The sequence below is a fragment of the Sodalis ligni genome (genome assembly GCF_016865525.2).
GTDB lineage: Bacteria > Pseudomonadota > Gammaproteobacteria > Enterobacterales > Enterobacteriaceae > Acerihabitans > Acerihabitans ligni.
In genome coordinates this window covers 2367880-2391260 of record NZ_CP075169.1, presented here as the reverse complement: position 1 = coordinate 2391260, position 23381 = coordinate 2367880, and the positions used below count along the sequence as shown (strand labels likewise).

General features: G+C 56.4%; 22 protein-coding genes. 14 read left to right on the top strand and 8 right to left on the bottom strand.

All coding sequences use genetic code 11. The features are described 5' to 3' along the window. Positions 1 to 17: 17 nt before the first annotated feature. Positions 18 to 782 (bottom strand): helix-turn-helix domain-containing protein, encoded by a 765-nt coding sequence (locus GTU79_RS11170; protein WP_203521873.1) that lies wholly within the window; start codon positions 780 to 782, stop codon positions 18 to 20. Between the two features lie 205 nt (positions 783 to 987). On the opposite strand from GTU79_RS11170, the gene cfa reads away from it, so the two are divergent. The 7 genes from cfa to GTU79_RS30215 all read left to right on the top strand — a co-directional run bounded on the left by cfa (position 988) and on the right by GTU79_RS30215 (position 9437). Beyond that, entirely contained in the window at positions 988 to 2136 is a 1149-nt protein-coding gene (cfa, locus tag GTU79_RS11165; protein ID WP_203521874.1) for a cyclopropane fatty acyl phospholipid synthase, read from the top strand. Between the two features lie 437 nt (positions 2137 to 2573). Next, the gene (gene fumA / locus GTU79_RS11160; protein WP_203521875.1) at positions 2574 to 4220 is read left to right on the top strand and encodes a class I fumarate hydratase FumA; all 1647 of its coding nucleotides are present in this window, start codon (positions 2574 to 2576) and stop codon (positions 4218 to 4220) included. A gap of 274 nt (positions 4221 to 4494) precedes the next feature. Further along, positions 4495 to 5481, top strand: coding sequence for an ABC transporter permease (locus GTU79_RS11155; RefSeq protein ID WP_203521876.1), 987 nt, complete (start codon positions 4495 to 4497; stop codon positions 5479 to 5481). Next, positions 5465 to 6568, top strand: a complete 1104-nt coding sequence (locus GTU79_RS11150) for an autoinducer 2 ABC transporter substrate-binding protein (RefSeq protein WP_243701428.1) — start codon at positions 5465 to 5467, stop codon at positions 6566 to 6568. The genes GTU79_RS11155 and GTU79_RS11150 overlap by 17 nt, the downstream gene beginning before the upstream one ends. 265 nt (positions 6569 to 6833) lie before the next feature. After that, the gene (locus GTU79_RS11145) at positions 6834 to 8414 is read left to right on the top strand and encodes a sugar ABC transporter ATP-binding protein (protein WP_203521877.1); all 1581 of its coding nucleotides are present in this window, start codon (positions 6834 to 6836) and stop codon (positions 8412 to 8414) included. Next, positions 8411 to 9049 carry an ABC transporter permease subunit gene (locus tag GTU79_RS30220; RefSeq protein ID WP_253073539.1) on the top strand — a complete coding sequence of 213 codons (639 nt, stop codon included), beginning with the start codon at positions 8411 to 8413 and terminating at the stop codon, positions 9047 to 9049. Before GTU79_RS11145 ends, GTU79_RS30220 begins: the two co-directional genes overlap by 4 nt. 82 nt (positions 9050 to 9131) lie before the next feature. Further along, entirely contained in the window at positions 9132 to 9437 is a 306-nt protein-coding gene (locus GTU79_RS30215; RefSeq protein ID WP_253073538.1) for an ABC transporter permease, read from the top strand. 115 nt (positions 9438 to 9552) lie between these two features. On the opposite strand, the gene GTU79_RS11135 is transcribed toward GTU79_RS30215, so the two are convergent. The 6 genes from GTU79_RS11135 to GTU79_RS11110 all read right to left on the bottom strand — a co-directional run bounded on the left by GTU79_RS11135 (position 9553) and on the right by GTU79_RS11110 (position 16090). Beyond that, positions 9553 to 10437, bottom strand: a complete 885-nt coding sequence (locus GTU79_RS11135) for a sugar phosphate isomerase/epimerase family protein (protein WP_203521879.1) — start codon at positions 10435 to 10437, stop codon at positions 9553 to 9555. Positions 10438 to 10503: 66 nt separating this feature from the next. Further along, the gene (locus GTU79_RS11130; protein ID WP_214513933.1) at positions 10504 to 11469 is read right to left on the bottom strand and encodes an ABC transporter permease; all 966 of its coding nucleotides are present in this window, start codon (positions 11467 to 11469) and stop codon (positions 10504 to 10506) included. Further along, positions 11459 to 12967 carry a sugar ABC transporter ATP-binding protein gene (locus tag GTU79_RS11125; protein ID WP_203521881.1) on the bottom strand — a complete coding sequence of 503 codons (1509 nt, stop codon included), beginning with the start codon at positions 12965 to 12967 and terminating at the stop codon, positions 11459 to 11461. The genes GTU79_RS11130 and GTU79_RS11125 overlap by 11 nt, the downstream gene beginning before the upstream one ends. Before the next feature lie 63 nt (positions 12968 to 13030). Then, positions 13031 to 13981: a substrate-binding domain-containing protein gene (locus GTU79_RS11120; RefSeq protein ID WP_132922186.1), complete on the bottom strand. Its 951-nt coding sequence runs from the start codon at positions 13979 to 13981 to the stop codon at positions 13031 to 13033. 498 nt (positions 13982 to 14479) lie between these two features. Next, complete coding sequence (locus tag GTU79_RS11115; RefSeq protein WP_203521882.1) at positions 14480 to 15439, bottom strand: sugar-binding transcriptional regulator; 960 nt, start codon at positions 15437 to 15439, stop codon at positions 14480 to 14482. Positions 15440 to 15538: 99 nt separating this feature from the next. Further along, on the bottom strand, positions 15539 to 16090 hold the full coding sequence (locus tag GTU79_RS11110; RefSeq protein WP_203521883.1) for an SIS domain-containing protein: 552 nt from the start codon (positions 16088 to 16090) through the stop codon (positions 15539 to 15541). A 360-nt stretch (positions 16091 to 16450) separates the two neighbouring features. Here GTU79_RS11110 and GTU79_RS11105 point away from each other — a divergent pair, with 360 nt between their 5' ends. From GTU79_RS11105 to GTU79_RS11095, 3 genes are all read left to right on the top strand, one after another. Then, positions 16451 to 17323 (top strand): MFS transporter, encoded by an 873-nt coding sequence (locus GTU79_RS11105; protein WP_214513932.1) that lies wholly within the window; start codon positions 16451 to 16453, stop codon positions 17321 to 17323. Between the two features lie 59 nt (positions 17324 to 17382). After that, positions 17383 to 17772, top strand: coding sequence for an MFS transporter (locus GTU79_RS11100; RefSeq protein ID WP_214513931.1), 390 nt, complete (start codon positions 17383 to 17385; stop codon positions 17770 to 17772). A gap of 67 nt (positions 17773 to 17839) precedes the next feature. Then, positions 17840 to 18775 carry a 2-hydroxyacid dehydrogenase gene (locus GTU79_RS11095; protein WP_203521885.1) on the top strand — a complete coding sequence of 312 codons (936 nt, stop codon included), beginning with the start codon at positions 17840 to 17842 and terminating at the stop codon, positions 18773 to 18775. A gap of 22 nt (positions 18776 to 18797) precedes the next feature. Here the strand turns inward: GTU79_RS11095 and GTU79_RS11090 are convergent, their stop codons facing one another. Further along, entirely contained in the window at positions 18798 to 19712 is a 915-nt protein-coding gene (locus tag GTU79_RS11090; RefSeq protein WP_203521886.1) for a sugar phosphate isomerase/epimerase family protein, read from the bottom strand. Positions 19713 to 20202: 490 nt separating this feature from the next. Here GTU79_RS11090 and GTU79_RS11085 point away from each other — a divergent pair, with 490 nt between their 5' ends. The 4 genes from GTU79_RS11085 to GTU79_RS11070 all read left to right on the top strand — a co-directional run bounded on the left by GTU79_RS11085 (position 20203) and on the right by GTU79_RS11070 (position 23354). Continuing rightward, the gene (locus GTU79_RS11085) at positions 20203 to 20664 is read left to right on the top strand and encodes an RpiB/LacA/LacB family sugar-phosphate isomerase (protein ID WP_203521887.1); all 462 of its coding nucleotides are present in this window, start codon (positions 20203 to 20205) and stop codon (positions 20662 to 20664) included. A 129-nt stretch (positions 20665 to 20793) separates the two neighbouring features. Beyond that, positions 20794 to 21795 carry a dihydroxyacetone kinase subunit DhaK gene (locus tag GTU79_RS11080; RefSeq protein ID WP_203521888.1) on the top strand — a complete coding sequence of 334 codons (1002 nt, stop codon included), beginning with the start codon at positions 20794 to 20796 and terminating at the stop codon, positions 21793 to 21795. A gap of 2 nt (positions 21796 to 21797) precedes the next feature. Further along, positions 21798 to 22442: a dihydroxyacetone kinase subunit DhaL gene (gene dhaL, locus GTU79_RS11075; RefSeq protein WP_203521889.1), complete on the top strand. Its 645-nt coding sequence runs from the start codon at positions 21798 to 21800 to the stop codon at positions 22440 to 22442. A 60-nt stretch (positions 22443 to 22502) separates the two neighbouring features. Beyond that, entirely contained in the window at positions 22503 to 23354 is an 852-nt protein-coding gene (locus GTU79_RS11070) for a sugar phosphate isomerase/epimerase family protein (protein WP_203521890.1), read from the top strand. Positions 23355 to 23381 lie beyond the last annotated feature (27 nt).

The following is a 23381-nucleotide window of genomic DNA, read 5'->3' as shown; positions in this document are numbered from 1 at the left end:
AGGCGGCGGGTCAACCTCTAATAGCGGGTCGGCGGTACGCCAAACATCTGCCGGAAAGCATAGGAGAAAGAGGCGCTGCCGGAGTAGCCGAGGTCCAGAGCCACTTGGGTTACGCTGCGATTATTTTTCAGCATGATCACGGACTCCAGAAGCCGCATCCGTTTCTTCCATTCGCCGAAGGCGACGCCGGTTTCTTTCTTGAAACGGCGCGAAAAGGTCCGTACCGACATGCCGGTGTTGGCCGCCCACTTATCAATACTGTGCTCCTCATCCGGCTTTTCCTGGATTTCCCGGCACACACGCATCAATGTCTGGGAGACCGGCCACGCTAGTGAAAAACCGGCATCCGGCAGTTTCTGGATCTGTGCGCTCAGCACATTGACCAGCATGCCGTCATCCCCGGCGCTGTCGTACTGTTCTGGCACATGTTCCGTCGCATGATGGATGAATTCCCTGACGAAGCTGCTGATCACCACCACCCGGCAGTTATTGTGATTGATCGTTACGGAATCCTGTTCGATATAGAGGCTTTCCAGCAGCACATCGCTGGTGGTCAGAAGACGATGGGGTACATTCGCCGGGATCCAGATGCCGTGGAAGCCCGGCACAATAAGCGCCTTTCCTTCGATCTCTACGCGCATCCCGCCTTCGCGGGCGTAGAGAAACTCGACAAACGGGTGCTGATGCTGGCTGATGAGCACGCCTTTTGGCAAAAAGCAGGTGCGGAAAAAAACGGAACGGGGCAGAGTCAGTCGGTCAGGCACCGCGACCAGCTGAATCATCGCGTCCTCATGGAGGGGCAAACGGGACGGGTATGGCATGGAATGGCCGTTAATCTACATAGATTGTCCTTTTATGATAACACGGGCCTGCGTGATTTGTTCGATAATAAATCCGTCGCATCCGCGATTGCAAATAGCCTCTAATTTATGGCCTGTTACCGTGAGCGGTTAGCGTCGTCATTTAGGATTGAACCAGGGTGACATTATGAATGATATAAGCGTGGTCAATAGCCGCGGTAATAAAAACGAATGGCGTCGTATTGCGGACAGTATGCTTAACCAGGCCGGCATTAGTATCAATGGCTCAGAGCCCTGGGATATTCAGGTCAACAATTCGCTGTTTTTCAAACGGGTATTACAACAGGGATCCGTCGGGCTGGGCGAAAGCTATATGGACGGCTGGTGGGAGTGCCGCAGGCTGGATATATTCTTTCAACGACTATTAAGCGCCCGTCTCGATAAAAAAATGCCGTCTCGCGTTCATGATATCCTACGCATTGCCATTGCCCGGCTAACCAACCTCCAGTCAAGGAAACGCGCCTGGATCGTGGGAAAAGAGCACTATGATCTGGGCAATGACCTGTTCTGCCTGATGCTTGACCCCTACATGCAGTATTCCTGCGGGTACTGGAAGCGGGCCGACAACCTGTATGATGCTCAGCGGGATAAACTGGATATGATCTGTAACAAGCTCCGGCTCCGGCCGGGTATGACGCTGCTGGACATCGGCTGCGGCTGGGGCGGACTGGCGGCCTACGCGGCGCAAAACTTCGGCGTCACCGTTCATGGCGTAACCATCTCCGCCGAGCAGCAAGCTTTTGCGGCCAAGCATTACGGCGGACTGGACATCCGGATTCTATTGCAGGACTACCGTGATATACGGCAGCAATATGACCGCATCGTGTCCGTGGGCATGTTTGAACACGTCGGCCCGAAAAATTACGACGCTTATTTCAAGGTTGTCGACCGCTGCCTGAAATCGGACGGTATTTTTCTTCTGCATACTATCGGCGCCAATCAAACAACCCATAATGTTGATCCTTGGATTAATAAATATATCTTCCCTAATGGGTGCCTTCCCTCGATAAAACAAATTGCCAACGCCAGTGAAAAACGCTTTGTCATGGAAGACTGGCATAACTTCGGTTCAGATTACGATAAAACATTAATGGCTTGGCATGAGCATTTCCTGGCGGAATGGCCTCAGTTGAAGGTGAATTATTCCGAACGATTCAAAAGAATGTTTATCTATTATCTTAATGCCTGCGCAGGGGCATTTCGGGCCAGGGATATTCAATTATGGCAAGTGGTCTTTACCCGTGGTCTCCAGCCAGGGCTAAGGGTCCCGCATTAACGTATATACCCGCCATACTTCACGTTGCCGGTGCGTTGGCAATTCTCGCCCCCCCAGGGCCTCGCTCCTACGGGGCCGCTGCAAGCAGCGTTGAAATCCGCTCCAGGCAGGATTGTCGCCGCGTCGCCGCCTTCCTGCAAATCCAATTATTCAGAGCATAAAATATGGCGATTATTGGCGACTGGGTACCATTTTTGGCGCCGTCGTCTTGGTTGCGCCGGTGGTTATTGGTTATCCTTGGGTGGCGATGACGTTCTGATAAACGGCCGGGCCGCAGATACGCAAGCACGAAGGCATAGGTCATTATCCATCACCGCAGCCGGCCCGTCGAAACGGCGGCTTGGCCGCGGCAAAATGAACAAGATGTCGCCATTGATATTTCCCGAAGATCCCTGGATGAATGGCGACAATACAATAACGGATGAAGTGAGCGAAAAATGTCGAATAAACCGTTCCATTACCAAAACCCTTTTCCCTCTTCCCACGAGGACACCGAATACTATCTGTTAAGCCGGGACCATGTTTCCATCACTGAGTTTGAGGGGGTGGAAATGCTGAAGGTTGCCCCCGAAGCCCTTACGCTGCTGGCGCAACAGGCGTTCCACGATGCCGCGTTTATGTTGCGTCCTGCCCATCAGCAGCAAGTGGCGTCCATTCTTGATGACCCGCAGGCGAGCGAAAACGACAAATACGTTGCGCTGCAATTTCTGAGAAATTCTGAAATCGCCGCGAAAGGCGTGCTGCCCACCTGCCAGGACACCGGCACCGCGATTATCATGGGTAAAAAGGGCCAGCGCGTGTGGACCGGCGGCGGCGATGAGGCCCGCCTGGCGCAGGGTGTCTATAACACTTACATCCAAGATAACCTGCGCTACTCACAAAACAGCGCGCTGGATATGTATACAGAAGTGAACACCGGCACCAACCTGCCGGCGCAAATTGACCTCTACAGCGTGGATGGCGACGAATATAAGTTCCTGTGCATCGCCAAAGGCGGCGGCTCGGCGAACAAAACCTATCTCTACCAGGAAACCAAGGCGCTGCTAAGCCCCGGGAAGCTGAAAACCTATCTGGTGGAAAAAATGCGCACGCTGGGAACCGCCGCCTGCCCGCCATATCATATCGCGTTTGTGATTGGGGGCACTTCAGCGGAGAGCACGCTGAAAACCGTCAAACTGGCATCCGCCCATTATTATGACGGTCTGCCAACCGAAGGCAATGAACACGGACAGGCCTTCCGCGACGTGCAGTTGGAGCAGGAATTGCTGGCGGAAGCGCAGAACCTGGGGCTGGGCGCACAGTTCGGCGGCAAATACTTTGCCCATGATATCCGCGTGGTCCGCCTGCCGCGCCACGGCGCCTCCTGCCCCGTGGGCATGGGCGTGTCCTGCTCCGCCGACCGCAATATCAAAGCCAAAATCAACCGTGACGGGATCTGGATTGAAAAACTCGAACACAATCCGGGCCGCTACATTCCGCAGTCCCTGCGCCAGCAGGGTGAAGGCGACGCGGTGAAGGTGGACCTGAACCGCCCCATGAAAGACATTCTCGCCCAGCTTTCCCAATACCCGGTATCCACCCGCCTTTCACTAAGCGGTACCATTATTGTGGCGCGGGATATTGCCCACGCCAAGCTCAAGGAGCGTATCGATAACGGCGAGGACCTGCCGCAGTACATCAAGGATCATCCGGTGTATTACGCCGGCCCGGCCAAAACCCCGACCGGATATGCTTCCGGTTCGTTGGGGCCGACCACCGCCGGGCGGATGGATTCCTATGTGGATTTGCTGCAATCACGGGGCGGAAGCATGATCATGCTGGCCAAAGGCAACCGCAGCCGGCAGGTGACGGACGCCTGCCATAAACACGGCGGCTTCTACCTGGGCAGCATCGGCGGCCCGGCGGCCGTGCTGGCCCAGCAGAGCATCAAGAGCCTGGATTGTATTGAGTATCCGGAGCTGGGAATGGAAGCCATCTGGAAAATTGAAGTGGAAAATTTCCCGGCATTCATTCTGGTTGATGACAAAGGCAACGATTTCTTCGAGCAAATTCAGCGCAATGCCTGTGCGGATTGCCTAAAGTAACCGTCAGACTGCAGACCCGAGGCTTGCCTGAAAGAGCAAGCCTTTTTTATTGGTAGACGTAGCCAGCTTGTTCAATGCACCGCCCCGCGCTTTCCCCCCGCTTCCGGATATTTCCTGCACGCCATGATTATCACAGCAGTGATCGCGGCCATATATTTGCAACTGACGGGTCGACAAATACTAATGTAAAATATAGCATACTTATGTATGTGCTGAGCGGTGGATTTCCGGACCGGCGCAGCGTAAAGAGGGCGCCGTTAGGAGGAGATGATCGATGCGTAACATTCTGTCGGACCGTCAGCTCAATTTTCTGGCCGCGGCCAACGTGCTGGTGTTAGCGGCCGGCGTGGCGTTTGCCGGCGCCAACTTTATCACCCTGTACAACTTTCAATCCATGTCGGCGCAGGTGCCCGAACTGGGGTTGCTGGCCCTGGGCGTCATGCTGGCGATGATTTCGGGCAATGGCGGCATCGACCTGTCCGGCATCGCCCTGGCCAATCTGGCCGGCGTCCTGTCCTATCTGCTGGTGCGCCACTGGGTGTCGGCTGATGACGCCCCGCTGCTGTTCGTTTGGGCCTTCGCGGCCGTCGCCCTGCTGGTGGGGCTGGCGGGGGGCATGCTTAACGGCTTCCTGATAGCCTATGCCGGCCTGACGCCCATTATCGCCACCCTGGGCACGCAGATGTTCTTCACCGGCATCGCGGTGGTGCTGACCAACGGGTCGGCCATCAGCATCGGCTATATCGAACCGCTGGACGATTTCGGCAATTCGCCGGTGCTGGGCCTGCCGCTGTGCTTTTCGCTGTTTCTGGCGGTGGCGCTGCTGCTGGGCATCGTATTGCGTTTTTGCCCCTTCGGCCTGCGGCTCTATCTGATGGGCAGCAATGCCAAGGCCGCGCGGTACGCCGGCATCGCGCTGAAAAAGATGCTGTTTCTCACCTACACCGCCAGCGGCGTTCTGGCCGGTATCGCCGGCATCGTCATCGCCGCCCGCACCTCCAGCGTGAAGTGGGACTATGGCAGCTCCTATGTACTTATCGCCATCCTGATTGTGGTGATGGCCGGCGTGCGGCCGGACGGGGGCTACGGGCGCATCGTCTGCGTCGTGCTGTCGGCCACCGCGCTGCAGATGCTGGCCAGCCTGTTCAATTTCCTGAATATTTCCAACTTTTTCCGCGACTGCGCCTGGGGCCTGCTGCTGCTGCTGTTCCTGGCGGTGTCGCGCGTCGATATCCGGTCTTGGCTTGCGTCACGAACGTGACGCGTTTTATCGCCGCCGGCGTCTTATCGGCGCCGGCGGCGAACTCTTACCCTACGTGCAACACAACCATAATGAGGAAACGTTGATGCCAATGATACGTAAACTTACCGCCCTCGCCGTTGCGCTGGGCGCCCTGTGCGCGGCGCCGCCCCTGCTCGCGAAAGACGCGCCGTCCATCGTGACGGTGGTAAAGATAACCGGCGAGAACTGGTTCACCCGCATGAATGAAGGCGTCGTTGCCTACGGCCGGGACAATCCCGGCGTCACCACCAGCGAGATCGGCCCGGCCAAGGCCGATGCCGCCCAGCAGGGACGCCTGATAGAGGATCTGGTGGCCAGGAACGTCAGCGCCATCGCCGTGGTGCCGATGGACCCCTCGGCCATTGAAGGCGTGCTCAAACGCGCCATGGATCGCGGCATCAAGGTCGTTACCCATGAGGGGGACAGCCTGAAAAACACGCTGGTGGATATCGAGGCGTTCGATAATACCGCTTTCGGCGCCCACTTCAACGAACAGCTGGCGCAATGCATGGGCAAAAGCGGGAAATGGACGTCGTTCGTCGGTTCCCTCGGCAGCCTGACCCACGTGCAGTGGGCCGACGGCGGCGCCGAAAACGCCAAGAAGTACCCGCAGATGCAGCTGGTGTCCCCCAAGAATGAATCCTTCAACGACGCCAACAGAGCTTACGAAAAAGCGCGCGAAATCCTGCGTAAATACCCGGATATCAAGGGTTTCCAGGGCGGTTCCGCTATTGATGTCATCGGCATCGGCCGCGCCGTGGAAGAAGCCGGCCTCTCCGGCAAGGTGTGCGTCATCGGGCTCGGCCTGCCGAAGGACACCAGCAAGTATCTGGAATCCGGCACCGTGCAGAGCATCTCCTTCTGGGATCCCAAGGACGCCGGCTACATCATGAACAAGGTGGCGCAGATGCTGCTGGAGGGCAAGCAGGTTACCGACGGCATGGACCTGGGCGTACCCGGCTATAACAAGGTGTCGGTGAAAAAAGGTCCCGGCAAGGGCATCATCGTCACCGGTCAGGCCTGGGTTGACGTCAACAAGTCCAACTACCGGCAATACCCGTTCTGAGTCTCTAAGGCCATAGAGAGTGCAACGGATCGGCGGCCGGCCGCCGGTCTCAGACTGCTGACAAAGTACTCAAAATTAATAGGGAGGGACAGGCTGCCAGAAGAGTAAACCGTCCGCGCCAGGGATGGCGCGGATCGAGCCTCCAGGGATGGATTCACGGCGTGTTTACGATCTGGCAGCCTGTCCCGACCAAGCACTTTGTCAACAAACTCGGATCGGCGGACATCCGCCGTTCCCCACCCGTAAACCAACCCGGATGATACAGATGCCCGTGACCGTTCAAGCCGATACCACGCCCGCCGGCAACCCGGCGCAGACCATGCCTTTTCTCGAGGTGCGCGATCTGCAAAAACACTTTGGCGGCGTCAAGGCGCTTAAAGGCATCAGTTTTGTTATCGAACGCGGCCGCGTCTATCACCTGATGGGGGAAAACGGCTGCGGCAAAAGCACGCTGATAAAAATCATTTCCGGGGCGCAGCCGTCCGACGGCGGCGAATTGCTGATCAACGGCCGGCGGGTGGACAAGCTGACGCCGGTGGGCGCGCTGGCCGCCGGCATTGAGACCGTCTATCAGGATTTGTCGCTGCTGCCCAATCTCAGCGTGGCCGAAAACGTCGCGCTGACCCGCCAACTGGTGGCCGCCGGCGGCAGTCTGGCGCGGCGCCTGGACCTGCGCATGCTCAAGGACACCGCGGTGCGCGCGCTGGCCAAGGTCAACCTGCCCGCCGATGCGGCGTTTCTCGACACGCCGGTGGAAGAACTGCCGATAGCCACCCGCCAATTGATTGCCATTGCCCGGGCCATTGCGTCGGACGCCGGCCTGGTCATCATGGACGAGCCCACCACCGCCCTCACCCGGCGCGAGGTGGACAACCTGATTGCGGTGGTGGGCAAACTGCAGGCGCAGGGTGTATCGGTGCTGTTCGTCACGCACAAGCTCGACGAGTGCAAGGCTATCGGGGGCCGGGCCATCATCATGCGCGATGGCCTGAAGGTCACCGAATGCGATGTGGCCGGACAGTCAAAGCAGCAGCTCGCCTTCTGGATGACCGGCAAGCAGCTGGATGACACCCGGTACCGCGCCGCCTTTGACGGCGGCGAGGCGCTGCTGGGCGTCGACGGCCTCGGCCGGCGCGGCGGCTACCGGGACGTGTCCTTCCAGCTGGCGCGCGGTGAAATCCTCGGCATCACCGGGCTGCTGGATTCCGGCCGCAATGAACTGGCCCTGTCCCTGGCGGGCATTTTACCGGCGGACAGCGGCCGGATAGCGCTGGACGGCGCCGCCATCACCCTCGGCAGCCCGGCGCAGGCCATCGGCGCCGGCATCGGTTATGTGCCGGAGGACCGGCTGTCCGAGGGGCTGTTCCTGGAGAAATCGATTAAGGAGAATATCATCGTGGCGATGCTCGACCGCCTGCGCGGCTCGTTCGGCCTGCTGGACGGCAAACGCAATCACGCCGCCGCCCAGCGGACCATCGATGACCTGCAGATTGTCACCCCCGACAGCGACAACCCCGTCATGTCGCTCTCCGGCGGCAATCAGCAGCGCGTGCTCATTGGCCGCTGGCTGACCATCGAGCCGCGGCTGCTGATTTTGCACGGGCCCACGGCGGGGGTGGATGTGGGCTCGAAGGACACCATTTATCGCATCATCCAGCGGCTCGCCGGCGACGGCATGGGCGTTATCATCATCAGCGACGACCTGCCGGAACTGCTGCAAAACTGCGACCGCATCCTGGTGATGCGCCGGGGGGCCGTGGCGGCGACGTTCGCGGCGGATAACCTTGAGGAAGGGGCGCTGTACCGCGCCATGGCGGCGGAAGAGCGCCCGGAGACGCAACAATGACCGATATCGCAACACAGCATCGCCGCGACGGCACGGCAAGCCACGGCGTACGCCTCAGCCGCTGGTTCATTCATCATCCGCCGGCGGTGACGCTGCTGCTGATAGTCCTGGTCTGCCTGGTGGTGGGCACCCTCAACCCCGCCTTTTGGCAGGTGTCGAACCTGTTCGACATGGCGCGCTCCTCCGTGGAAAGCGGCCTGTTTGCGCTGGGCGTTCTGGTGGTGCTGGCGGCGGGCGGGCTTGACGTCTCCTTCACCGCCATCGCCGCCCTGGTGATGTACGTCATCACCAAGCTGGTGACGGACCTGGCGCCCGGCATGTCCATGGCGCCCATCCTGCTGATGGCCGCGGCGGGCGGCGCGCTGCTGGGGGCGGCCAACGGCCTGCTGGTCAGCGTCCTCAGGGCGCCGTCGCTGATTGTGACCATCGGCACGCAGTATGTGATCCGCAGCTTCCTGCTGACCTTTGTCGGCACGGCGCTGTTTATGAACATCCCGGCATCGATGGATGCGTTCGGCAAATATGCGCTTTTCCATCACCAGAGCGCCGGCGGCGGACGTCGGCTCTTCCCGCCTACGTGCTGGCGCTGGCGGTTGCCGCCGTCGCCACCTGGTACCTGCTGCAGCGTACGCTGATGGGCCGGGCCATCTATGCGGTGGGGGTAATGCCGACATTGCCCAACGGCTTGGCTATAACCTGCGTAACGTGCGGGTGTTTGTGTTCGCCTATGCGGGCCTGCTTGCCGGCATCGCCGGTATTATGCATGTCGCCAGCAACCGCCTAGCCAATCCCTTCGACCTGGCGGGTTCCGAACTGGAGGTTATCGCCGCCGTTATTCTCGGCGGCGCCCGCATCACCGGCGGCTCCGGCAGCGTGGTAGGCACCCTGCTCGGCGTCATCCTGATCACGCTGGTGAATAACGTACTGATCCTGGTGGGCATCCCGAGCACCTGGCAATTGGCCATTATCGGCGCCTTTATAGTACTGGCCGGTATGCTGTTTTCCATCAAACGCACCCGGTGAACCATCCGGTGGCGTTCCCAGCGTATGCAAAGGCTATCATTTCCGCTGGCACGCCCCTGACAGAATTCGAACGGCAATTAGGCATGTTCCACGGAGGCCCCACGGCAGAGGGACATCAGCCGGCGCTTTGCAGCAGTTTGATGCCTTCTTGCATATCGCGCAGCACAAATTCATCCGTTTGCTCAAACGGATAGATGATTTCCAGCAGGTATGTCTGATGGGTTAAACGCTGATCGCGCCAAAATGCGCTGAGGCGCTGCGGCGTGACAATGCCCGGTTGGGTAAAACTCCAGTGGCGATCGAGCAGGCCATCCGTTTGCTGGATATGGTAGGCGGAGATATAGTTTCCGCACTGCTTAATCCAATGTTCCATATTGGCGTCTTCGCCGAAGATCGGTTTAAACAGCGCATGGCCCCAGTCCACCAGCAGCCGCACGGGAATATCCGTCGCGCCGTCAAGATCGGTCATCAAACGCAGCGCATCCCGGGCGGATGACGGGAACTCGGTGGTCAGCGGCACCGGCTCAATCAGCAGCGTCGACAGACCGCGGCTTTTGGCATGACGGGATACATCCACCAAGGATTGCAGCGCCCGCTGATAAATGTCTTCCCGCCGGCCCGGGTCAAGGGCGTCCTGCGCCGAATAGGAACCCAGGGGCATGCCCGCCGCCGGAACCCCCATTTCAGCGGTCATGTCGATAGCGCGCATGAAGTGCTCCTTGCCCAAATCGCGAAGGGTCTCGGTGGGCGCCAGGAAATGGTTATAGGTATAGGAAGCCAACCCGCCGAAGGTGCTTTCGATGGTAATGCCCGCGGCGCGAAAGGCATCGGCATACTCTCGCGCAACTGCGTCGCGCGCTGCCGCCGGCCACCAGGGGTCCACCAAATCCCAGGTAAACTGGACCAGATCCATGCCCAGTTCATGCTTCACCACGTTTGCCAATTGCCCGCCGCCAAGCCAACGCTTGATGGCAAAAGAGAGGTTTAATCCGAGTTTCATCTATTCCTCCTCGTATTCGTCAACGCCTGAGACCAGACCCGCTGTCGCGCGGGTCGCCAGGTCGAATCACTCTTCTTTACGGATATAGCGCCGTGAAACGGCATCAAATGAAATGGCGACCACCACCAGAACGCCGCTGACGATGCCTTGCCAATAGGGCGATACGCCGTAAAGCACGATAATGTTTTCGATAATGCCGATAATGGTGGCGCCGATAATGGCGCCAAAGGGAGTACCCACGCCGCCGGTAGTGGCGACACCGCCGATTACCGCCGCGGCAATCGGCGGCAGCACCCAGCTTTCACCGATGGAGGGCTGTGCGGTCCCCAGGCGGGCGACCATCAAAATACCCGCCAATGCGGCCAGAAAACCGGCAAAGGAGAAAACCCCAAATACGCACCCCGACCGCTTTGATTCCCCACCACCCGGGCTGCGGGCCCGTTTATTGCCGGGGGCATACATATAACGGCCGAACGGCGTCTTGAGCGTAAAAAAGGTCGCAACCGCCACCACCGCCAGCATAATGACAAACGGTAAAGGCAAGCCGAGGATATCCCCGCGGCCGAAATACTGGATACTGGGCGGAATGCCGGTGATGGCCACTCCCTTGGTCAGCACCAGATTCGCGCCGCCGAAAATTCCGGCGGTACCGATGGTCAGCACCAAAGAATGCAGCCGCAGCTTGGTTACCAGCAGGCCGTTCAGAAAACCGAGCACGGCGCCAAGCGCCAGCGCCATGACGCAGGCGACGGTGGGTTCAATGCCGAAGTTCACCATAAAGATGCCGGCGATAACCCCGCATAGTCCGCCAATCACACCAAGCGACAGATCAAGCTCGCCAAGAATAAGCAGCATTGACTGCCCGACGGTTATCAGTCCGATAAAAGCCAGGGTTCTCGCCACCACCGACATATTGTAGGGCGAGAGGAAATAGGGCGAGATTAACGACGACAGCACAAAAATGATCACGAGGGCCACCATTACCCCGGCCAGGGGATTGGTGGCGAGAATGGAAAAACGGCTACGCTGCATAATGGTTCTCCGTACCAAAAATCGCCCGGACAAGCGTTTCGTTATCGGTGGTGGCAGTGGGGAAATCGCCGGTAATCGCACCGTTATGCATGGTGATAATCCGGTTCGCGCATTTATATAACTCCTCCATTTCCGATGACACGAGAATAATGCCGACGCCGCTTTCACACAGCGCCCGCATGATTTTGTAAATTTCCGCCTTGGTCATGACGTCAATACCTTTGGTGGGTTCATCAAAGATAAGAACGTCCGGTTTGGTGGCCATTGCGCGTCCGATAATGGTTTTTTGCTGATTGCCGCCGGAAAGAAAGGCAATTTTGGTTTCCATATCTGAGGTTTTGACGTCATAGGCCTTGATCACCTCCAGCACCAGCGATTTTTCCTTGCCGGCGGAGATCCCAAGCCATGAGAGCGTTTGTTTGATGACGGAAATACCGATATTTTCCCGTACGCTCAGCATGGGCAGAATGCCGTGCAGTTTTCGCTCTTCCGACAGGTACAGCATGCCGTTTCGCACCGAAAACGGTGGGCTGCCCAGCTTCCATGCACGGCCGTTAACCGTAGCGCGCCCCCCGGTGGCCGGCAGATAACCGAATAAGGTCTGCATGACTTCGCTGCGCCCGGCCCCCACCAGTCCGGCAAACCCCAAGACTTCCCCGCGCTTAAGCCGGAAGGAAATGTCGTTGAAACGCCGTCCGCAAAGATGTTCAACCTCGATAATCGTCGCCCCCGCCCCAGGGCCGACAACAGATGATGGACGGAAATGTTCATTGGTTTTCATATCGGCGCCGGACATTGCTTTGATAAGGCCGGCTTCGGTGGTGTCTTTTATCTTGCCGCTTTCAATTTTTTCGCCGTTGCGCAAAACGGTATAGTCGTCGCCAATGGCGAACAGCTCATCCAGTTTATGGGAGATAAACAGGATGGCGTGGTTACGCGCCTTCAAGTCGGCGATAACCCTGAATACCCGCTCGACTTCGGTCTTGGTCAGCGAGGAGGTGGGTTCATCAAGAATCAGCACCTTCATCTGCTTGTTGGTGGATGCCCGGGCGATTTGCAGTAATTGCCTATCGGATATCGAGATATTGCGCACCAGCTCATCCGGTCGCGCTTCTATGGAGAATGTGTCCAGGTAACCCTGCGCCGCAAGGTTGATAGCCTTATAATCCACATACCGTCCGGCGAACCCCGAGCGCGCGTAGGGGATAAACAGATTTTCCGCCACGCTCATATGGGGAAATAGATTGAGCTCCTGCGGAACATAGGCGACACAGTTAAACAATTCTCTGTTTTCCAGCGGATCCCGGCCATCGATCCTGATCGTGCCGCGGCTGGGGGTATAGGCGCCGGTCAGCACCTTGACCAGGGTCGATTTACCCGCGCCGTTTTCCCCGGCAAGGATATGTACCCGGCCGAGGTCAAAGGCCAGATTGACATTATTCAATGCCGTGACGCCCGGAAAGTCGCGGCCCAGGTTTTCAACTTCCAGAATAGCCATGCTGTAAGGTTCCTTGGTCAGGGAATAATCAACGACATCCTGTCATGACGTCCAACGGCCGGGTTATTTCCCTACGTTGTCCTTGTTGATTATCGCGATACCGGTATCGATATATTTGGGGGTGGGAATGCCCATGGCCTTTTGCCACATGGTCATGACCGCCCAATACCCCTGCATTTCCGGCTTGGTGGACGAGGTGCTGTCGGCGACGCCGTCGCGGATCAATTGCAGCATTTCCGTCAAATCATCCAAACCCACCATCAACACCTGATGCGCCTTATTGGCTTCTTTGATTGCCTGGCCGATACCGATGGGACCCGCCGCATCCGATGCCACCCACCCCTTGAGATTCGGATGTGCCTGCATGATGGCGGCGGCCTGTTTTTGCGCCGTTTCTATATCGTCGTTATCGATACCGGTAGCCACCACCTTGATGCCGGGATAGGTGGCAAAGGTTTTCTGATGGCAGTCGGCGCGGATGGCATGGTTCGGCGCGCTGGGGACGCCCATCATAATCGCCACTTCCCCTTTACCGTTCAGCAGCTCGGCCAAACGACGGGAGGCGATTTGCGCCTGTTCGCAAAAATCATTGCCGATGCTGGTCAGGTTCATATCAGCCGGGGCGACGGAGTCAAATATCGTCACGGGAATCTTCTGGCCCACCGCTTCCTCCAGTGAAGCCCGATTGCCCTTCTCGTCCAGTAAATCGATGGCGATACCGTCCGGGCGTGTAGCAATGGAGCTTTCCAGAATCTGGTTTTGCAAAACCACATCGGCCTGCTGCGGCGCGCTATAGATAATCTGGACATCGGAACCGGTCTGAGCCTTGATGACGGCGGCCGCCTGCTTGGCGCCGTTATTCACCTTGTCGAACCAAGGGTGGACGACTTTGGGGATGATAACAAATCTGTAACTGTCTTTCTTTTTAAGGCCGGCCTGATCGTCCTGCGATGAAGCCACGAACGGTAACATCAAAGCGGCGGCGGCCATAATACCCAGAGTAATTTTATTCATAGTTCACTCCATAGAAAAAACGTTATCCGCATGGGGAGGTTGAACAACCGATGATCGATAAAGAGCGTCTTAAGCTCTCCGAAAAAACCCTGCTCAGATGCCTGGAGATAAAAATAGTACATTTGTAAAATTTAAAATACATTTATCTCTTACCTTCGTTTTCTCATTTTATCTAGGCTTAATCTGCGGCCAAGCTCACATAAACAGCATTGTCAACGCATTCGGATTAATAGATTTGAACTCTTTCGCCAAATAAAAAAATGCAGGGAAATTTATACTGGGAGGTGAATCGATTCCGCCGGCGGCTGAAAGAAAGAAGCCGCGACAAAGGTGAATTTAATTAGCAGGTTAATAATAACTTGATAACCGGGAGATGGGGCGCTATTACCCTTTGAAAAAGAAGCCATTCAGCGTTGCCTATTAATAACGGCAGCGCCGGCAACGGCGCCGAAGGATAATCTTCCGGTGGGCTTACATTGCACCGATCATTATAGAATGTTAATCATCCCGTTCTATTAATAGCTGGCGGGCAACATCTTCATCCGTCACCAGTCGGTTGATATATTTACCGCGCAGGATAGCGCGAATGATTTTGATTTTATTGCGCCCGCCAGAAGCCAGAATGGAAACGGGTTTTTTCCTCAATTTCTCCAGCGGAAGCGCCATAATGGATTCATTAACATGGTGGGAAATAACGCCGCCATCCTTATCCAGGAAACACCCCAGGATTTCCCCGATGCTGCCGAGCTCGATTAATTCGGCCAAATGTTCGCGCACAATGTTTATCGGGGTAATGGGCGACCGTTCCGACAAATCGCCGCAGGAAACCAGCACCACCTGCGCATCCTCGGCCCGGCGCATCACCTCGGCCAGTTCCTCATGCATCAGCAGCGTCGCGCGGCTTTCCATGGAGTGGCAGTAGATAGGCGCGGTGAGATAGTGGCATTCCACATCCAATGCCCGTGCCAGCGCGGTGGAAACCTCGAAGGTATTGGTGCCGGATCCCCGGGTTACGCCGCCCATCAGCCCCACCACCCAGGACCCCGCCGGCAGTTTGGCGGTAATGCGGCGCACGCTGAAGCTCAGGGTCCTGCCCCAGCCGACGCCGATTCCTTTATAACCCTGGATCAGCGTATCGAGCATCATGCCCGCCGCCTCGCCGATGGTGCGCTGCTGTTCGATATAATCCGGCATGGAGGGCGTCACGCTCACATCCTCGAGATTGAATTTTGCCTTGAGTTTTTCTTCGAGGTCGATACAGTCCACCAACGGCATGCGCAGTTCCACCAGTACGCTGCCGTCAGCACGGATTTGCCCAATGGTTTTATTTACCCGCAGGCGCGTGATACGCAGTCGGTCGGCAATTTGCTGCTGCGTGAGACCGCCGACAAAATAAAACCAGGCGATACGCGCCCGCAAATGGTCATTTTCCGTTTCTCCGCTGAATTCTCCCTGCACGCTTCCCCCCTTTGAACGCAATAGCAAACGGCGACATTATATCACTGATGAATGGCAAACTCGCCAGGCCAGGAGGTTAATCCCCCGACGACCCGGCTTTCACTCGAGGTTGGTATGGTTGCCGGACATCACGGCAGAGGAAACGGCCAGTTTTTGCTGCAAGTGGACAATCATGCCCTCAAACAACAGGTATAACGCGCCTTCATATAAAGACCCCAAGGGTAATACCGAGTTCGCGGCGCCCTGCCCGTCGGCCATGGTTTGCGCCGGCAGGGTAATCACCCCATCGGCCTTCGCCGCACAGGCGCCGGTGCCCTGGGCGGTGATACAAAGCGTCGCCGCGCCCGCCCGACGGGCGGTGGTCAGCAGCGCATCAACGGTGGAAAACCAGCCCGGCCCGGCCGAAACTATCAGCAAATCGCCTTGGCCAATAGGGGGCGTGGTCATATCCCCCACCACCGCGGCGTGGAGTCCAAGATGATAAAGACGCATGGCAAATCCCTTTATCTGGAGTCCCTCGCGACCGACGCCGTAGACGGCAATACGCCGCGCCTGTTGGATAAGATCCAGCCCCTGCTGCACCGAGTTTCCATTTAAATTTTCAAAGACGATTGCCAGTTCCCGCAGCGCCCGTTCATAAAATGACGTCATGGCTTGCCTCTTCTGAAATCTTCCGAAAATGATATCGCCCGCGGTGCTGTTTATCGCTGTCTGTGAGGTGGGCGCTTGCCTGCCGGCGGCGGAGGCTGGAGCTGATAATACATATGGATAATTTTTTTTACAATTGTTTTGGCGGGCTTTTTTAGACAAACGTGATCTTTATCAGGATTGCTGGCGCGGCGACAGCACTCTTTTCTTCGGTCCTTGGTTATCGATGATATGTGATAAATACCGCATTCTTATTTCATTATATGTGTTTTAGTAACCAAACATAAGTTCACGCATTGAACTTATGAACAACTTAACGATGAAATAACTACCATAGATTTCGAATTAAATCGAGGGTGGACCATGACTCATTCCATAATAAGCCCGTCAACACCGCCACAAAAACCAACCCATTTTCGCTGGGTTATATTTACAACAATGTTTTTCCTGTTAGCGGTTAATTTAATGGACCGTATTACGCTATCAATAGGAATGCCTTATATAAAAGAGGAATTTAGCCTTTCTCCTACCATGCAAGGTCTTATCCTCAGTAGCTTTTTTTGGACATATGCATTATTGCAGGTTCCCGGCGGATGGATGCTGGATCGCTTTGGACCCCGGAAAGTTATTACCGGCGCGCTTATAGGCTGGGGATTTTTTCAGGCAGTAATCGGTTTGGCCACCGGCGGAATATCCCTGATAATTGCCCGGCTCGGCTTAGGCGCAATGGAAACCCCCGTCTCGCCGAGCGGCGCTAAACTCAGCTCGACCTGGTTAACTCAATCGGAAAGAGGACGAGGCGCCGTTATCATGGATGCGGGCAGCCCGTTGGGCGTGGCGGTGGGCGGTATAGTGGTCGCGCACCTCATTGTATTATTCGACTCCTGGCGTATCACGTTTGTTATTGTCGGCCTTTTTACCATGTTATTAGGCGCCGTCGCCTGGAGAATTCTAAGGGACCGCCCGTCACAGCATGCAAAAGTCGATAAGGAAGAATTGGCTTATATTACAGCGGGGAATATTGTCGCCGGTGATGACCCGAATGATACGACACCGACAAAAGGGTTGGGTATCAGCTGGTTTACCATGATCGCCATTATGGTGGGCCGCGCATCATGGGGTATGGTTTATTGGGGATTGCTCACCTGGGGACCAAGTTATTTGGCACAGGCGCAAGGTTTGAATCTGGCGTCTATCGGAAACTCGACTTTCCTCATTTTTATTCTGGGGCATTAGGGTGTTTATTCAGTGGCTTCTTTGTTGACTATCTGGTTAAACGGGGCGTAAGCCATAACGTGGCGTTAAAGAGCCTGTTGTCTCTATCCGGTATTGTGGGTTTGGGTGTGTTATTTGCCTTGTCCACCATCAAAGATCCGGTGCTCGCCGTCGGTTTATTATCAGTCGCCGCCTTCTTTATGATGTTCGGTAGCCTGTATTGGAGTTTCCCCGCCATTCTGGCCCCCAAGGACCGCGTTGGGTTGATCGGCGGAATAATGAATATGGCTAACAGCTGCGCCGGCATACTGGTCCCTATTTTGGTCGGGGTCATTCTGCAGGCCACGGGCAGTTATGAGAGCGTGCTCGTCTACTTCGCGGTTTGTGCCGGGTGTTATACGTTAGGAACGTTATGCATCAACTTTAACCGGCTGCCGACGAAAAAGGGCCAATTACTTTATCAGAAATAGCCAAGGAGTCACAACGACTTTTCAATATTACGTTGATTTTTTATAAACAACACAGCGGGATATCACTATGCCGAACGCCATTTTACGAGTAAACAAAGTGCCTGATGCGTTAGCGGATCTCGTGTCATCGCATTACGATCTCTATGAGTATATTAAAATGGGCGCGGAAGAATTCAACGCGATCGCCAATGATATTGAGGTCATATTGGCCAGCGGGGAATCAACGGTTGACGCTGTGCTGATTAACCAATTACCCAATTTGCGACTCATCGCTGTTTTTGGCGTCGGTTATGACGGCGTGGATACACATGCCGCATTCCAACAACAGGTACAAGTGACCAACACGCCGAATGTATTGACTGATGATGTTGCCGATTTAGGAATGGCGTTAATGCTTGCGGCGTCCAGACAAATCTTCGGCGCGCAGCGGTTTATTGAAAACGGCGAATGGCACGGCAAACCCTATAAATTGACGGCCAAAGTCAGCGGACGCCGCTTGGGTATTGTGGGATTCGGCCGGGTGGGCCATGCGGTTGCCAAACGGGCAAAAGGGTTTGATATGCCTGTGGGTTATTACGACAAATATCCCGCTGACGATCCGGAATGTACGTTTTTCCCCTCTATTATGGAATTAGCGGATAATAGTGATTTTTTAATGATCTGTGCCAGCGGCGGGCCGGATAGCCTGAAATTAATCAATCACGAGGTATTAGCCGCGCTGGGTAAAAACGGCATTCTCATCAATATTGCCCGCGGGAGCATTATCGATGAACCCGCGCTGGTTGCCGCGATTGAGAACGGGACCATCGCCGGGGCCGGATTGGACGTATTTGCCAGTGAACCCGACGTACCGCAGGCATTATTAAAACGGGACGATGTAGTGCTGACGCCGCATATCGGCAGCGCAACACAGCATACGCGCAGGGCGATGGCCGAACTGGTCTTAGGCAATATAACGGCTTTTTACGCCGGCGAGCCCCTGCTGACCCCCATCGGCAAATAACCGCAGCGGCCCGGCTTCGGGATCAGCCGGGGTTTTCCGCGGCGGCCAACGCCCTCTGCAGAAATGCGCGGCATTGCCGTTCGTTATCCCATAAATCATCCCCTTCACCCGTTCGCATCTCAACGGCGATGGAAATTGCCTTTAGTTCCGGCGACAGCGGGAGCGCCAGAGCAGTCCGGATGATGCGCGCCGCCACTCCGGCGGTTAAAAATCCCGGTTCACCGAACTTCATATGATAATCCCCGTATCCCTGCGCCTGCGGGTCGAGGATGGCATTGGCCAAATGCATCTGCGACATGATAGGGGCGGCAAGCTTCAGGGAGTCCGCCAGGTCCTCCTGGTTCAGCGCGACATGGGCACTGTCCCACGCCAGATAAAGACGCGGACAATCGGGGCGCAGGCGCATCATCCATTCCACCGTCTCGCCGGTGGGCCCTATCAGCTGGCGCTTGTGGGCGAAGCGATCCAGCGGCTCCACCTGAACCAGCATGTCCGGGTATTGCCGGGCGGTCTCGCCTACCCGCACCAGCGCTTCGGCAAATCCCTTTTTGGCCTCTTCCCGTCGCTCATCTCCCGGATCGTCGCCGCTCACCAGCGACAGCTTACTGGTGCCGCAGGCCGCCGCCAGATGCACCAGTTCGCAGGCCCGCTTAATGGATTTTTCCCGCAGGGCGGTATCGAGGCTGCTAAGGTTAAGCCGGTCTTTCAGCAGCTCAAACGTCAGCCATTGCGTTACGTTTAACCCATGTTGCCCGGCGATGGCGCGGATCGTTTCGGCAACAGGCGGCTGATGGATGATGCCGGTTTCAAATCCACGATAATACCCCCCGTCGGCGATGCGCCGAACCACCTGCGCCACGGCGTTTTCATCCCGGGTTAAGGGGAAAAAAAGCTCGGCGATATGCGCGGAAGGATACAGCCTGTGGGTTTTGGTCATGGCGCCCCCCTATAAGGTAAAACACGCGGCTATATTCGTCATACTTCAAGTTGCAGGTGCGTTGGCTTTCCCGTAACTCGAATGATTGAAGTACATATACATATGTTACATGTATGAACATGTGTATAAAAATGGCATGGAACGTAAAAAATAAACTTGAGGCACATCTCGTTTTGATTTTTGCGGTGAAGGCAGCCGCGGCGAAGCCGCTCTGTAAAAAAGAGCATTTGTCCGGAGATAGCGTCCAGTAAGAACTTTTGTTCAATGATTGATATTTTTAATAAGCCTATTGATACGTTTCAGTTAACAATTACGTAGCTTCCACGCCCTCCACAGCCGGTTTTGCGACTTATCTCAATTTTTAATAATAAAATTAACTATAAAATGAACAAAAGTATCACATATGTTCTTTTGTTTGGCCGAGTATCGGCGTGTTATTCATCAATCAGGGCTGCGATATACCGGAGCAGCTCAGCCTTCTGGAGAAGCCATGCTACCTATTGCTATCGGCGGCGATGATGCCGCTACGGGATTAAAAGATACCCTGGTGGAATTCCTGCGTAATAAAGGACTGGAGGTAAAAGACTATAGCGATACGGGTAATATATATCCGGATATTGCGGTTTACCTGGCGGAACAGATCGTTAACGGCACGCATGAGCGAGGTATTCTCTTGTGCGGTACCGGTATCGGCATGTCTATTTCCGCAAATAAAGTGCCGGGTATCCGTGCCGCCCTTTGCCACGATAATTATTCCGCGGAACGCGCGCGCAAAAGCAACAATGCGCAAATCATCACCCTGGGGGCCCGGGTGATCGGCCCCGAACTGGCAAAAAGCATCTTAACGTCCTGGCTGGCCTCGGAATTCGAAGCCGGCGGCTCGGCGCCGAAGGTGGAACGCATCCAGTATTACGACAAAAAATTTCATAAACACACCGCTACCGGTAATTAAGTCATTGAATACAGGGACAGGTTAATTGGCCGCATATTTAAGATCGTCGGGTTTTCATTATTAAAACCTCGTTAATGTCATTAACGATAAACCTGACGCGAATATCTTTGGACCTCTGTGGAGTTGGTTATGAGAAAACCCAAAAAATTACTGAATAACCCCATTGATGTTTGCCGGGAGCAGTTGGAAGGGCTGATCGCCGCCTGCGGCGGCAGTCTGCAAAAAATTGATGGGATCAGCGCCGTGGTGCGCGCGGGATTACGCGATGAACAGGTGCTGGTGTTGACCGGCGGCGGCAGCGGGCATGAACCGATGTTCGCCGGCTATGTGGGCGACGGGCTGGCGGACGCCGCCGCCCTGGGAGACATATTCACCTCCCCGGCCCCTAACGTCATCATGGACACGGTAAAGAGCGCCAATCGCGGCAAAGGGGCGCTTTTTATCTACGGCAACTACGCGGGCGATAACATGAACTTCGATATTGCCGCCGAATTGCTGGAAGAAGAAGGCATTCCAACACGCACGGTGCGGGTCAATGACGATATGGCCTCGGCTCCCGCCCATCGCATGCAGGACAGGCGCGGCGTGGCCGGGGACATGATGGTGCTGAAAATCGCCGGCGCCGCCGGTCGCCATAGCCGCGAGCTGGATGAAGTCTGCCGGCTGGCGGCAAAGGCCAATGATAATACCCGCACCATCGGCGTGGCGTTATCCCCCTGTTCGCTGCCGCAAACCGGGGAGTTTAACTTCGACATCCCGGAAGATGAGTTTGAGCTGGGCATGGGCATTCACGGCGAGCCCGGCGTACGCCGCCAGAAAATGGTTCCCGCCGACCAACTGGTGACCGAACTGGTGGACAGTCTTTACGGGGATCTGGCCCTGGCCACCGGTGATGAAATCTGCCTGTTGGTAAACAATCTGGGGGCGTCAACCTACAGCGAACTGCTTATCGCCAACCGCAAGGTCCATCAACTGCTGGCGGAGCGCGGTATCCGTATCCACGATACTTTGATAGGCAGCTATTGTACCTCGCAAGAAATGTCCGGCTACTCCATTACGTTTTTCAAGCTGGATGACGAACTGAAATCACTCTATGACGCACCTTGCCATAGTTTTGCCTGGAGGAAATAAGCATGAACGCCACTGAAATGTCATCCTTACTTCGGTTTGTCGCCAATAAAATGATTGCCAGCGAACCGGAACTCACCCGCCTGGATATGGCGGTGGGCGACGGCGACCATGGTGTCGGCATGCAGCGCGGTTTTACCGCGGTGGAAAAGCTACTGTCCCAGGCGCCGGGGCAGGCCGAGGATATCGGTGTGCTGTTGACCCGCGTGGGCACCGAACTGATGTCCAGCATGGGCGGCGCATCGGGGGCTATTTTCGGCACCCTGTTCCGCGCCGGCGGCAAAAGCCTGACCGGAGAAACCGTCCTGACCACGCCGCTCTTGAGCCGTTTTCTGAGCAGCGGATTGGACGCGGTATGCAAACGCGGCGGCGCCAAACCCGGTGATAAAACCATGGTTGACGCGCTGGCGGCGGCGGCGGCGGTTTCGCAGTCGCTGGGATCCGAACCGCTGTATGCCGCACTGCCGAAAATCGCCCGGGCGGCCGGCCAGGGCGCCGAAGGGACCAAACAGATGGTGGCGGCATTCGGCCGCGCGAAAGCCCTCGGCGAACGCTCCATCGGCCATCCCGATCCCGGCGCCGTTTCCATGTCGCTTATCCTCTCTTTCATGGCGGAAGGCATCAAACGACATGAACCGGTCGCCCTGTAACAACGTCGTGGCGATCCCCAATGCATTGGCCAGCCACCGCCGGATCATGAGGACTTATCTATGACATACCCGTTAATCGTCGGCGTAAATACCGCCATGTTCGACGGTATCGACCAGGAAACCACCTTTCGAATCGTGCATGAAACAGGCTTTAACATCATTGAACTGGCCTATAACCAAGGTTATGTCGGCGATCTCGACCCGGCGCTGTTCGGCGACGAGAACGCCGCCAGGGTCAAGGCGCTGTTTGATAAATATCGGCTACGCTCCGTGGCGCTGGGCTGCACCATCAACCTGGCGGGAGAGGATGCGGTGGCGCAATTTAGCAAACGTATTAGCTTCGCTTCTAAAATCGGCGCGACCTATTTGAATACCTGCACCGCCAAACGAGGGGATTATGACCGGCTGGTGCATAATTTACGGGCCCTGGCCCCCGAAGCCGCCGATCACGGCTGCGTGATATGCGTGGAGAACGGCGGCGATCCCGATTACGATGCGTTTTCAGTCGCCCAGGAAGGGCGGCAACTGCTGGAAGATGTGGGGCACGACGCCGTCGCCTTTAACTTCGACGCCGGCAATATGGTCTCGCTGCGGCCGGACGTGGCGCCCATTGAGCACGGATTTGAGATGCTGGGAAGCATGCGCCATTGCCATATCAAAGATATACGGACCCAAAACGGCGAGTTCTTCTTCACGGCTATCGGCCGGGGACAGCTGGACTACCGGCCGCTGCTGCCGGCGCTGGAGCAGCACAATATCCCATGCAGCCTGGAGATCCCGCTGCGTATGCACCGCCAGGCCAACACCATGCCGCTGCGCGGCGCCAACCCTGTTCCGGTGGAACAAAGCCGCGAAGTCTTGCTGCAATCGCGCCAGGCGCTGGAAACCATGCTGGGCCGGGCGCTCGGATGATTCGTCTGTGCCCCGCCCCTCCGATGG